This is a genomic window from Streptomyces sp. NPDC034085 (genome assembly GCF_055575555.1).
This window is the reverse complement of the sequence record NZ_JBVISL010000002.1, coordinates 886,280-898,241: the sequence shown is the minus strand read 5'-3', so window position 1 is coordinate 898,241 and position 11,962 is coordinate 886,280. Positions and strand designations below refer to the sequence as shown.

The following is an 11,962-nucleotide window of genomic DNA, read 5'->3' as shown; positions in this document are numbered from 1 at the left end:
GCGGCACCCGGCCGGTCAGAAGACCGACTCGGCCTCGTACATGCGGTGGTCGGGGACGGTCTTCAGCTCGGTGACGGCCGCGGCCAGCGGGGCCATCACGATGTCGGTGCCGCACAGGGCGGTCATGTTGCCGAAGTCCCCGCGGTGCACGGCCTCGACGGCGTGCCAGCCGAACCGGGTGGCCAGGACACGGTCGTACGCGGTCGGCACACCGCCGCGCTGGACGTGGCCGAGGATGACCGGGCGGGCCTCCTTGCCGAGCCGGTGCTCCAGCTCGATGGCCAGGCGGTTGCCGATGCCGGCGAAGCGCTCGTGGCCGTACTGGTCGATGGCGCCCTTCTCGTACGGCATGGAGCCCGCGGCCGGGTGCGCGCCCTCGGCGACGCAGACGACGGCGAACTTCTTCCCCCGGGCGAAGCGTTCCTCCACCATCTTCACCAGGGCGTCCACCTCGAAGGGGCGCTCGGGCAGGCAGATGCCGTGGGCGCCGCCGGCCATGCCGGACTCCAGGGCGATCCAGCCGGCGTGGCGGCCCATGACCTCGACGACCATCACGCGCTGGTGCGACTCGGCGGTGGTCTTGAGGCGGTCTATGGCCTCGGTGGCGACGGTGACGGCGGTGTCGAAGCCGAAGGTGCGGTCGGTGGAGGAGATGTCGTTGTCGATGGTCTTCGGCACGCCGACGACCGGCATCCCGGCGTCCGCGAGCATCCGGGCGGCCGTCAGGGTGCCCTCGCCGCCGATCGGGATGAGCGCGTCGATGCCGTAACGCCTCGCCAGTTCGTGGGCGTTCTCCGCGGCTTCGTGCAGCCGGGCGCGCTCCATGCGCGCCGAGCCGAGGATCGTGCCGCCGCGGGCCAGGATGCCGCTGACGGCGTTGATGTCCAGGGGGCGGTAGTGGCCGTCGAGGAGGCCCTTGAAGCCGTCCTCGAAGCCGATGACCTCGTCCCCGTGTCCGACCAGGGCACGGTGTACGACCGACCGGATGACGGCGTTCAGGCCCGGGCAGTCGCCGCCTGCGGTGAGAACTCCGATACGCATCGTCCTGTGTCTCCTGCTCCCGGTCGGCTCCGGCCGTACGCGGGGGTGCGCGCGGCCGGCCGGCCGTACATATCTAAGGCGTATTGATGTCGCCTGTCCGATTGTTCCACGTTCAGGGAGGGGTGCGCCGTCCGGCGCCACCGCCCCGCGCGCTCTTTCGCCCCTCCCGGCCGGACCTATTCCCAGGGGCGCCCTATCCACTGACAGAGGTATTGTCAAGAGGTCGAGCCACATCAATGAGACATCCACGGCATGGGACGGAGAGCACGCGTGACGCGCAGCGTGTACGTGACCGGTATCGAGCGGGGAGACGGCCGGCAGGTCGTCGAGCTGGGGATCATGGAACTCCTGACGCGCCAGACGGGCCGGGTGGGCGTGTACCGCCCCCTGCTGCACGACGCGCCGGACCGGCTCTTCGAGCTGCTCAGGGCCCGGTACCGGATCGAGCAGGACGCCGCCACGGCCTACGGGATGGAGTACCAGGAGGCCGCCGCCGTCCTGGCCGAGAAGGGCGCCGACGAGCTGGTCTCCCGGCTGGTCGACCGCTACCACCGGGTGGCCCGTGACTACGAGGTCATGCTCGTGCTCGGCACCGACTACGCCGACACCAATCTGCCCGACGAGCTGGCGCTGAACGCCCGCCTCGCCAACGAGCTCGGCGCGGTCGTCGTGCCCGTCGTCGGCGGCACCAGGCACCCCGCCGAGGCCGTGCGCGCCGAGGCCCAGAGCGCCCACCGGGCCTACGAGAGCCTGGGCTGCCACGTCGTGGCCATGGTCGTGAACCGGGTGGCCCCCGAGGACCGCGACGTCATAGCCGAGCGGCTCGCCGCCCGCCTCCCCGTGCCCTGCTACGTGCTGCCGGACGACAAGTCCCTCTCCGCCCCGACCGTCGCCCAGATCACCCGGGCGCTCGGCGGCGAGGTGCTGCTGGGCGACGACGCGGGGCTCGCCCGCGACGCCGTGGACTTCGTCTTCGGCGGCGCGATGCTGCCGAACTTCCTGAACGCCCTGACCCCCGGCTGCCTGGTCGTCACGCCCGGCGACCGCGCCGACCTGGTCGTGGGGGCGCTCGCCGCGCACGCTTCGGGCACCCCGCCGATCGCCGGGGTGCTGCTGACCCTGAACGAGCGCCCGTCCGAGGACGTCCTCACCCTGGCCTCGAAGCTCGCCCCCGGCACCCCGGTGGTCTCGGTGGCCGGCAACAGCTTCCCGACCGCCACCGAACTCTTCTCGCTGCAGAGCCGGTTGAACTCCGCGACCCCGCGCAAGCTGGAGACCGCGCTCGGCCTCTTCGAGCGGCACGTGGACACCGCCGAACTGCGCGGGCTGCTGTCGGTGGCCCGCTCGGAGCGCGTCACCCCGATGATGTTCGAGCACGAGCTGCTGGAGCGGGCCCGCTCCGAGCGGCGCCGCGTGGTGCTGCCCGAGGGCACCGAGGAGCGCGTGCTGCGCGCCGCGGACGTGGTGCTGCGCAGGGGTGTCTGCGACCTGACGCTGCTGGGCGAGGAGCAGGCGATCCTGAAGAAGGCCGGCGACCTGGGCGTCGACATCTCGGCCGCGCAGCTGATCGACCCGGCGACGTCGCCGCTGCGGGAACGTTTCGCCGAGTACTACGCCAAGGCCCGCGCGCACAAGGGCATGTCCGTCGAGCTGGCCCACGACGTGGTCACCGACGTCAACTACTTCGGCACCCTGATGGTCCAGGAGGGCCTGGCCGACGGCATGGTCTCCGGCTCGGTGCACTCCACCGCCGCCACCATCCGCCCGGCCTTCGAGATCATCAAGACCAAGCCGGAGGCCTCCATCGTCTCCTCGGTCTTCTTCATGTGCCTGGCCGACCGGGTCCTGGTCTACGGCGACTGCGCGGTCAACCCGGATCCCGACGCCGAGCAGCTCGCCGACATCGCCGTCCAGTCGGCGGCCACCGCGGCGGCCTTCGGGGTCGAGCCGCGGATCGCGATGCTCTCGTACTCGACGGGCACCTCGGGCTCCGGAGCGGACGTGGAGAAGGTCCGCAAGGCCACCGAGACCGTCCGCGCGCAGCGCCCCGACCTGGCCGTCGAGGGCCCGATCCAGTACGACGCCGCCGTGGAGCCCTCGGTGGCCGCGACCAAGCTGCCGGGCTCCGAGGTGGCCGGGCGGGCGAGCGTGCTGATCTTCCCCGACCTGAACACGGGCAACAACACGTACAAGGCCGTGCAGCGTTCGGCGGGCGCCGTCGCGGTCGGCCCGGTGCTCCAGGGCCTGCGCAAGCCGGTCAACGACCTCTCGCGCGGCGCGCTGGTCCAGGACATCGTCACCACCGTGGCGATCACCGCGATCCAGGCGCAGTCGCAGCCGCAGTCCCCCTCCCGGTAAACCCCTCCACCCGAAGGAAAGATCCCCCATCGTGACCGCAACGCGCGTACTCGTCCTCAACTCCGGGTCCTCGTCGGTGAAGTACCAGCTGCTGGACATGGCGGACCGCTCCCGCCTCGCCGTCGGCCTGGTGGAGCGCATCGGCGAGGAGACCTCCCGCCTGGTGCACGAGCCGCTCACCGGAGCCGGCGCCGGGGGCGGCAGGCGCGAGCGGCTCGGCCCGATCCCGGACCACGGGGCCGCCCTGCGGGCGGTCGCGGCGGAGCTGGCGGCCGACGGCCTCGGCCTGGACTCCCCCGACCTCGCGGCCGTGGGCCACCGGGTGGTGCACGGCGGGACGCGGTTCACGCAGCCGACGGTGGTGGACGAGGAGGTACTGGCGGAGATCCGCAGCCTGATCCCGCTGGCCCCGCTGCACAACCCGGCGAACGTGACCGGCATCGAGGTGGCGCGCGAGCTGCGCGCGGACCTGCCGCAGGTGGCCGTCTTCGACACCGCCTTCCACTCCACGATGCCGGAGCACGTGGCGCGGTACGCGATCGACGCGGCGACGGCCGAGAAGTACGCCATCCGGCGGTACGGCTTCCACGGCACGTCCCACGCCTACGTCTCACGGGCGACGGCCGCCCTGCTGGGCAGGGCGGTGGAGGACGTGAACGTGATCGTGCTGCACCTGGGCAACGGCGCCTCGGCCTCGGCGGTGCGGGGCGGGGTCTGCGTGGAGACCTCGATGGGCCTGACCCCGCTGGAGGGCCTGGTCATGGGGACCCGCTCGGGCGACCTGGACCCGGCGGTCATCTTCCACCTGGCCCGGGTGGCCGGGCTGTCCGTCGACGAGATCGACTCGCTCCTCAACAAGAAGAGCGGTCTGCTGGGTCTGTGCGGCGACAACGACATGCGCGAGGTGACGCGGCGCGCGGGCGAGGGCGACGAGGCGGCCGGCCTCGCGCTGGCGTCCTACGTCCACCGGCTGAAGAAGTACATCGGTGCCTACACGGCGGTGCTGGGGCGGGTGGACGCGGTGGTGTTCACGGCGGGCGTCGGCGAGAACGCCTCCGCCGTGCGGGAGGCGGCGATCAGCGGCCTGGAGCAGCTCGGCCTCGCGCTGGACCCGGAGGCGAACGCCGTCCGCTCCCCGGAGCCCCGGCTGATCTCCCCGGACCACGCGCGGGTGGCCGTGGCCGTGGTGCCGACCGATGAGGAACTGGAGATCGCCTCCCAGGCGTACGCGTTGGTTACCCAGTAGTCACTTGGACTTTCCGCCAGACGGAATATTCCGCTACGAAACAAACGGATAGGATCCGGTCATGCGCCGTTCCAAAATCGTCTGCACGCTGGGCCCCGCCGTCGACTCGTATGAGCAGCTGAAAGCGCTCATCGAGGCAGGTATGAACGTGGCCCGATTCAACTTCAGCCACGGGTCCCAGGCAGAACACCAGGAGCGGTACGACCGCGTCCGGAAGGTCTCCGAGGACACCGGGCGCGCGGTCGGCGTCCTCGCCGACCTCCAGGGCCCCAAGATCCGTCTCGAGACCTTCGCCGAGGGCCCCGTCGAGCTGGTGCGCGGGGACGAGTTCACCATCACCACCGAGGACGTCCCGGGCGACAAGTCCATCTGCGGCACCACCTACAAGGGCCTCCCGGGCGACGTCGCCAAGGGTGACCAGATCCTGATCAACGACGGCAACGTCGAACTGCGGGTGACCGAGGTCGAAGGCCCGCGGGTCAGGACCATCGTCATCGAGGGCGGTGTGATCTCCGACCACAAGGGCATCAACCTGCCCGGTGCCGCCGTCAACGTCCCCGCCCTCTCCGAGAAGGACGTCGACGACCTGCGCTTCGCCCTGCGGATGGGCTGCGACATGGTCGCCCTCTCCTTCGTCCGCGACGCCAGCGACGTCAAGGACGTCCACCGCGTCATGGACGAGGAGGGCCGCCGGGTCCCCGTCATCGCCAAGGTGGAGAAGCCCCAGGCCGTCGAGAACATGGAGGCCGTCGTCGCGGCCTTCGACGCGGTCATGGTGGCCCGCGGCGACCTGGCCGTCGAGTACCCGCTCGAAAAGGTCCCGATGGTCCAGAAGCGGCTCATCGAGATGTGCCGCCGCAACGCCAAGCCGGTGATCGTCGCGACCCAGATGATGGAGTCGATGATCACCAACTCCCGCCCGACCCGCGCGGAGGCCTCCGACGTCGCCAACGCCATCCTCGACGGCGCCGACGCGGTCATGCTGTCCGCCGAGTCCTCGGTGGGCGCCTACCCGATCGAGACCGTCAAGACGATGTCGAAGATCGTCACGGCGGCCGAGGAGGAGCTCCTCGCCAAGGGCCTCCAGCCGCTGGTCCCGGGCAAGAAGCCGCGTACCCAGGGCGGCTCCGTCGCCCGCGCGGCCTGCGAGATCGCGGACTTCCTGGACGGCAAGGCCCTGGTCGCCTTCACCCAGTCCGGTGACACGGCCCGCCGCCTGTCGCGCTACCGCGCCCAGCAGCCGATCCTGGCCTTCACCACGGACGTCAACACCCGCAACCAGCTCACGCTGAGCTGGGGCGTCGAGTCGGCGATCGTCCCGCACGTGGACACCACCGACGCGATGGTCGACCTGGTGGACGGCGAGGTGCTCAAGCTCCAGCGCTTCAACCCGGGCGACACCATGGTCATCACGGCCGGCTCGCCCCCCGGCGTCCCGGGCACGACCAACATGGTCCGCGTCCACCACCTCGGCGACACGGCCGCGGGCGCCTGAGCCCCCACGCCGACCGCCTGACTCTGCCGCACAGAGACCGAGGGCGGCACCCCGGACCCCCGGGGTGCCGCCCTCGGTGCTTTGCCTGCCACCCGGTGGCTCCGACCAAAACTCACTACCGACGGCCGCCCGGCCGTGAAACCCTCGGGGGGAGCGACCGGGGGTGCGCACCCGGCCGTGGACTGGTCGGCCGGCCCGCCGGACGCGGCACACTCCCCGAATCCTGCGAGCCCCCTACGAAGCGAGCGAGGAATCCCGGTGCAGGACCTGATCACACTCGGGCGCGCGGTCGTCCCGGAGAACCGGGTGGACGCGACGCCGGAGCAGTTCGGCCTCGCCGAGTTCGAGTACGTGGAAACGATCATCTACGCGGATCCGGATGAGATCCTCTCGATGCTGCGCACGCTGAAGGCCGAGAACTTCATCGGCCTGCCGCCGTGGGCCCGCAACCTGGCCTACCGGATCGTCTGTCTGCAGCGTCCGGACGACGCGGCGGTGCTGCGCGAAGCCGCCGACGACCTCCTCGCCTTCGGCCCCGACTGGGACGACATCGCCGAGGAGCTCCAGGAGAAGGCAGACCTCCTGGACCCGCCCGCCGGACCGGCGGCGGCTTCCTAGCCCTGCGCAGAACGCACGGTGGCCCGCACCCCTGAGGGGGTGCGGGCCACCGGCACGTCCGGGTCGGCTGCTACTCCGCCGGGCCGATGTAGTTCTTCAGGCCCGGGACCGTGAGGTTGCCGCCGAACTGGCCGGCCTGGACGACCTTGACGTTCGTGAAGAACGCGAAGGGGACGTTCAGGGGCGGCGGGGTGTTCGGGGTGAACTCGATCGGGATGAGCCCGAAGAGGTTGCCCTTGAGGCTCTCCGTGTACATCGTCACCTTGGCGTCGCGGATCTTGGACGTGGAGCCCGGGCGCGACTTGAGGTGGGCGATGTTGGGGCCCTTGCCGACGGTCTGGTAGAGGTCCTTGATGTCCAGCGAGTCCGCCGTGAACTTCAGGACCTTCTTGACCTTGCCGCCCGCCGTCTTCACCTCGACGATGCCCTCGTAGTCGAGGCCGTAGAGGGTCAGCAGCGAGCTGTCCAGGTACCAGGGCTCGTCCGGCAGGAGCGGGATGCCGGGCTCCAGCTTGGCGTTGGCGAAGGCCTCGGCGTCGAAGGTCGGGCAGGGGAAGGGCTGCTTCCCGTCCGGGTCCGTCGTCGCCGACGTCGAGGGGGAAGGGCTGGGCGAGGCGCCGTCCTTCTCCCCGTCCTTGACCGCCTTACCCGTCTCGTCCTTCGGCTTGGTGACCGTGTCCTTGACGCTCTGCGGTAGCTCCTCGACCTTCACGCCGGCCTTCTTCGCCGCGTCGCGGATGGCGTCGGCGGCAGGGTCCTTGGCCGGGGTGGGCTTGGCGGACGTGGTGGGCGCGGGCGCCGGGGTGGCCGGCTTCTGCGCTTCCTGGAGGGGCCTGCCGAGGCTGTCCACGAGGCCCTGGAGGGCGTCGCCGACACCCAGCGGGTCCAGCGGGTTGGCCGGCTTGGCGGGCGTGGCCGACGTGGACGGCGCGGTCGGGGTCGGGCTCGTCGACGGCTGCTTCGGCGTCTTCGGGACCTCGGGCTGCTTGGCCGACGGGCTCGCCGACGGCTTCGGGGCCTTGCTCGCACCCGGGGAAGGGCTCGCACCGGGCGAGGCGGAGGCCGACGGCGAGGGCGACGCGGACGTGGACGTGGACGGCGACGGTGAGGCCGACTGGGTGGGCTCGTCGGACCGGGTCACGCACGGGCCGGGAGCGAAGGGGATGTCCTTGTCGTCGGCGAGCGCCATCTTCGGGGCGATGCCCATCCCGACGAAGACCGCCGTCGGCATCGCCGCGAGCGCCATCGTCTTGCCGACGGGTATCTGGAGCTTGTTCAGCAGTGATTTCCTGGGCGCCGCATGGCGCGGGCCCCTTCTCTCACGGGGCTCCGCGCCGGGGGCCACGCCCCGGTGCGTCTCGTCACCCGGCACTGTTCCTCCCGCCATCGGCGTGGGCATTCGTCTCGGTCGCGTACGCCGCTTCCGTCTCACGGGGTCCGGGGATGCCGTAGAACGGGTCCACGGGCTGCGCCCTCTCCGCCTCCGCCGGCTCTTCCTCGTCCGGGGCTCCCGGCGCCCAGGCCAGGGCGAGGCATCCGCCGACCATGGCGGTGAGGAAGCCGATGAAGAAGCCGCCGAGGTTGGACTTCGGGATCGACACCAGGGCCAGGAGGATCGCGGCGACGCCCGCGAAGACGCGGATGCCCTGCTGGAACCAGAGGGTGATGCCCAGGGTGATCAGCAGGACGCCGAGGATCAGGGAGACGGAGCCGGACGTCGTCGCCATCGCGAGGGAGACGTTGGCCAGCCGGATGTCCGCGAACGGGAAGTAGATGATCGGCACTCCGCCGAGGAGCGTGAACAGACCTGCCCAGAAAGGACGGGCCCCACGCCAGGCACGGAAGCGGAGGCGCATGACAGTGAGCCAGTGATCGTCCGCGGCGTGGACCGGGGCCTCGGGGTTCATGGACAACAGCTCCCTGGAAACGGTGGTACGGAGAACTCTGTGGAGCCCGGACGGGCGTCCGGCTGCTGTGCCGCCCGCCCGCCCGGTCAGTCACACACGGGACGGAATCACTTCTCGTCCTGGTAGCACGGCTGGTCGCCGCTGAGCAGGCGCAGCTTGAGGTCCGGCAGCGTGAAGGTGCCCGCCGTCGTCGCCCACGCCTTCTGGCGGACGTTCGTCAGCGTCGCCTTCTTGGCCCGCTGCGAGAAGAGACCGCCGTCCGCCACCGTGCCCGGAACCGGCTTGGTGGCGTGGCTGCCGTCGCCCACCGCGACACCGATGTCGAGCTGCTCGAACTTGGCGTCCGCGTCGAGCTCGGCAACGTCGAGGTAGATGTTCTCCGCGACGGCCGGCTTGCCCTTGTTGCCCGTGTGCAGCTGCAGGGTGATGGCGCCGAGACCGGGCACCGGGGTCACCAGCGACTGGCACATGTTGGTGATCTCGGCGCGGCTGAAGCCGGAGATCGTGACCGGGTGCTTGGTCTTCTTGTCGCTACCCAGCGTCGCGCCTTCGGCGATGCTGCCGTACTGGATCAGATTGTCACCGACGAGCGAGTCGGCCGACACCTTGAAGTCCTGGCCCGACACGCTGAAGGACGCCGCCAGGGCACCCTGCGCCAGACCCACACCGACCGCGGCGGTGGCCGCGATGCTCGGCACCATGACGAGCGCGAAGCGCTTCCATCTGGTTCCGCCACGAACCTGAGAACTCATCTTGTTCCTCCTTCTCGGACGTACATCTCCGGTCCGGGCCGTGCCCGTCCTGGGATGGGAGAAGTGCTACGTCCTCGGGAAGAAGCGCAGGCGGCCGAGCCGCGGCGCGGCCGCGTCCGATACACCGGCGTTCACCCCCGAGCGACAACCACTGGGCCACGCGTTCGCGCAACCTGGAGGACAGGCCCTGCCGGTGTGGCAGAGACCCCCCTGTCCACGGCCGGTGCCACTGTCACCGGCCGGCCCGGTGGGGACCCTCCGCCGCGGTTCCGGGTGAGCGGCTCTGCGGGAAGGACCGAGCGTCGCCGATCGTGGTCCATTCCCGGCCGGGGCACAAGGGGGGTCGTTACTGGCGGGTAACGGCTGGATAACCGGTACCTTGCCGGCTGCCGTCGCGCGGCCACACAGGGTGTGACCCTGGGCCACGACAGAAGGGATGAGAGCGAACCAACCGGACAGTTCACGGGGTTCGATTTACTCGGAGTAACAGCGGCCGCGATTGCCAAGTTTTGGCAAAGCGCGGCCGCTGTTTATCTCCGTGTCAACAAATCGCCGGTACGCCGCGACCGGCAGGGGCTTCCGGCTAGAAGAGCACCCGCGCCAGCGCCGTACGCGCCGCCGAGACGCGGGGGTCGTCCGCCCCGATCACCTCGAACAGCTCCAGCAGCCGGACCCGTACGGAGTCCCGCTCCTCACCGAAGGTCACCCGTACGGTGTCCACCAGGCGCGCGAAGGCGTCGGCGACGTGGCCGCCGGCCAGGTCCAGGTCGGCCGCGGCCATCTGCGCCGCCGGGTCCTTCGGGTTCGCGGCGGCCTCGGCGCGCACCGCCTGCGGGTCCAGGTGCTGCACCCGGCTGAGCAGCTCGGCCTGGGCCAGGCCCAGCTTGGCCTCGCTGTTGGCCGGGTCGTCCGCCAGTACGTTCTTGTACGCCTGCACGGCGCCGCCCAGGTCACCCGCGTCCAGCGCGACGACCGCCGCCTCCAGCAGTGCGTCGTACGGACCGGCCGGCACCTCGGCGGGGGCCGCCGGGGCGCCCGCGGCGGCGGGGTCGACCTGGAGGCCGGTGAGGCCGAAGCGCTCCTCGGCGACCTGGACCAGCTGGGCGAGGGTCTCGCGGATCTGCTGCTCGGGCGCCACGCCCTGGAACAGGGGCAGTACCTGGCCGGCGACCACGGCGAAGACGGCCGGGATGCCCTGGATGCCGAACTGCTGCATCAGCATCTGGTTGGCGTCGACGTCGATCTTCGCCAGCACGAAGCGGCCGTTCGCCTCGACGGCGAGGCGCTCCAGCAGCGGGCCGAGCTGCTTGCAGGGCTCGCACCACTCGGCCCAGAAGTCGAGGACGACCGGGACCTCGTTGGACAGGTGGATCACATCGCGCTCGAAGCCGGCCTCGGCTACGTCGAAGACGAGGGCGGAGGGCGCCACGGCGCCGCCGGGCGCGCTGCCCGCGCCGCCGTCGGCCTGCCGGGCCGCGTCCCTGCGCGCCTGCTCCGCCTTGGCCTTGGCCTCGCCGGCCGCCTTCACAGCGGCGAGGTCGACCACGCCGCTCATGGACATGTTTCTGGGCTGCATGCGTACATCCTCCCCCGTGTGCGCGCGCCGGCGAAAAGGATCCCGAAAGATCGTCCTGCGTTGTGCGTCGTTCGGCGCCGGGTCCCCACCTGGCGCCAGTAGCTTCGCGTGGTTGTCGCTCTTACGCTACGAGCCGTAGCGTAACTCGCCCGGAGCCCGGGTGCCTCGTGATCTGAACCACAGTGGACGGCCCCCCGGCATTTCCCCTACCGGCGGGTATGGTCTCGGCCATGCGCAACCCCAGCCCCGGAACCAGCTCCCCGACCGGCCGCACCGGCCGCCCCCGCAGCGCGGCTGCGGACGCCGCGATCCTCGCGGCGACCCGGGACGCGCTGGTGGAGCTGGGCTGGTCGAAGCTGACGATGGGGGACGTCTCGGCGCGGGCCGGGGTCGCGAAGACCACCCTCTACCGGCGCTGGGCGGGGAAGAACGAGCTCGTCGTGGACGCCGTCGCGGAGCTGTTCGACGAGCTGGAACTCCCGGACCGGGGCTCGCTGGAAGCCGACGTCGAGGACGTGGTGCTCCAGTTCGCGCAGCTGCTGCGGCGGCCCGAGGCCCGTACCGCCCTGATGGCGGTGGTGGCGGAATCCACCCGGGACGAGGCGCTGCGCGACCGGATCCGGTCGGCGATCGTGGACCGGCAGAAACGTCTCGTCGTACTGGGGCGCGAGCGGGCCCAGGCCCGGGGCGAACTCCCGGACGAGGAGGACGCGTCCCTGGCCGGCCGCACCACGGACCTCATCTTCGACGTGATCGCGGGGACGGTGGTGCACCGGGCGCTGGTGAGCTGCGAGCCGGTGGACGAACCGTGGGCGGCCGCCTTCACCGCCCTGCTGATGCACGGCCTCCAGGGCGTGGCCCGTACCTGACGGGCCCTCGGCAAGGCTTGGGGTACGGCTTGCGGATACGGATCGGCCGGTCGCGCCCCCCGGTTGGACGGGGAGCACGACCGGCCGTTCCATACCTCCG

Annotated in this window: 10 protein-coding genes; 5 read left to right on the top strand and 5 right to left on the bottom strand. The window is 71.2% G+C overall.

Annotation, left to right across the window (positions count from 1 at the left end):
- Positions 1-15: 15 nt before the first annotated feature.
- A complete protein-coding gene (locus ACZ501_RS09540; protein ID WP_468793634.1) occupies positions 16-1,041 on the bottom strand; it encodes an ATP-dependent 6-phosphofructokinase in 1,026 nt (341 codons plus the stop codon).
- A 270-nt stretch (positions 1,042-1,311) separates the two neighbouring features.
- On the opposite strand from ACZ501_RS09540, the gene pta reads away from it, so the two are divergent.
- The 4 genes from pta to ACZ501_RS09520 all read left to right on the top strand — a co-directional run bounded on the left by pta (position 1,312) and on the right by ACZ501_RS09520 (position 6,758).
- Positions 1,312-3,399 carry a phosphate acetyltransferase gene (pta, locus tag ACZ501_RS09535; protein WP_468793632.1) on the top strand — a complete coding sequence of 696 codons (2,088 nt, stop codon included), beginning with the start codon at positions 1,312-1,314 and terminating at the stop codon, positions 3,397-3,399.
- 31 nt (positions 3,400-3,430) lie between these two features.
- Entirely contained in the window at positions 3,431-4,645 is a 1,215-nt protein-coding gene (locus ACZ501_RS09530; RefSeq protein ID WP_361605666.1) for an acetate kinase, read from the top strand.
- Between the two features lie 61 nt (positions 4,646-4,706).
- Entirely contained in the window at positions 4,707-6,140 is a 1,434-nt protein-coding gene (gene pyk / locus ACZ501_RS09525; RefSeq protein ID WP_361605669.1) for a pyruvate kinase, read from the top strand.
- A gap of 258 nt (positions 6,141-6,398) precedes the next feature.
- On the top strand, positions 6,399-6,758 hold the full coding sequence (locus ACZ501_RS09520) for a hypothetical protein (protein WP_468793628.1): 360 nt from the start codon (positions 6,399-6,401) through the stop codon (positions 6,756-6,758).
- A gap of 70 nt (positions 6,759-6,828) precedes the next feature.
- Here ACZ501_RS09520 and ACZ501_RS09515 read toward each other — a convergent pair whose 3' ends face one another.
- The 4 genes from ACZ501_RS09515 to ACZ501_RS09500 form a co-directional block, all read right to left on the bottom strand.
- Positions 6,829-8,130, bottom strand: coding sequence for a hypothetical protein (locus ACZ501_RS09515; RefSeq protein ID WP_468793625.1), 1,302 nt, complete (start codon positions 8,128-8,130; stop codon positions 6,829-6,831).
- Entirely contained in the window at positions 8,120-8,665 is a 546-nt protein-coding gene (locus tag ACZ501_RS09510) for a DUF6114 domain-containing protein (protein WP_361608845.1), read from the bottom strand. Before ACZ501_RS09510 ends, ACZ501_RS09515 begins: the two co-directional genes overlap by 11 nt.
- Before the next feature lie 107 nt (positions 8,666-8,772).
- The gene (locus ACZ501_RS09505; protein WP_361608847.1) at positions 8,773-9,417 is read right to left on the bottom strand and encodes a DUF6230 family protein; all 645 of its coding nucleotides are present in this window, start codon (positions 9,415-9,417) and stop codon (positions 8,773-8,775) included.
- A gap of 583 nt (positions 9,418-10,000) precedes the next feature.
- Complete coding sequence (locus ACZ501_RS09500; protein ID WP_361608849.1) at positions 10,001-10,993, bottom strand: tetratricopeptide repeat protein; 993 nt, start codon at positions 10,991-10,993, stop codon at positions 10,001-10,003.
- A gap of 230 nt (positions 10,994-11,223) precedes the next feature.
- Here ACZ501_RS09500 and ACZ501_RS09495 point away from each other — a divergent pair, with 230 nt between their 5' ends.
- Positions 11,224-11,862, top strand: a complete 639-nt coding sequence (locus ACZ501_RS09495; RefSeq protein WP_361608851.1) for a TetR/AcrR family transcriptional regulator — start codon at positions 11,224-11,226, stop codon at positions 11,860-11,862.
- Positions 11,863-11,962: the final 100 nt, after the last annotated feature.

Bases quoted from the DNA above. Each gene is read 5' to 3' on its own strand.
- ACZ501_RS09495 (WP_361608851.1), top strand. From the start codon at position 11,224: ATGCGCAACCCCAGCCCCGGAACCAGCTCCCCGACCGGCCGCACCGGC.
- pyk (WP_361605669.1), top strand. From the start codon at position 4,707: ATGCGCCGTTCCAAAATCGTCTGCACGCTGGGCCCCGCCGTCGACTCG.
- ACZ501_RS09505 (WP_361608847.1), bottom strand. From the start codon at position 9,417: ATGAGTTCTCAGGTTCGTGGCGGAACCAGATGGAAGCGCTTCGCGCTC.
- ACZ501_RS09510 (WP_361608845.1), bottom strand. From the start codon at position 8,665: ATGAACCCCGAGGCCCCGGTCCACGCCGCGGACGATCACTGGCTCACT.
- ACZ501_RS09540 (WP_468793634.1), bottom strand. From the start codon at position 1,041: ATGCGTATCGGAGTTCTCACCGCAGGCGGCGACTGCCCGGGCCTGAAC.
- ACZ501_RS09500 (WP_361608849.1), bottom strand. From the start codon at position 10,993: ATGCAGCCCAGAAACATGTCCATGAGCGGCGTGGTCGACCTCGCCGCT.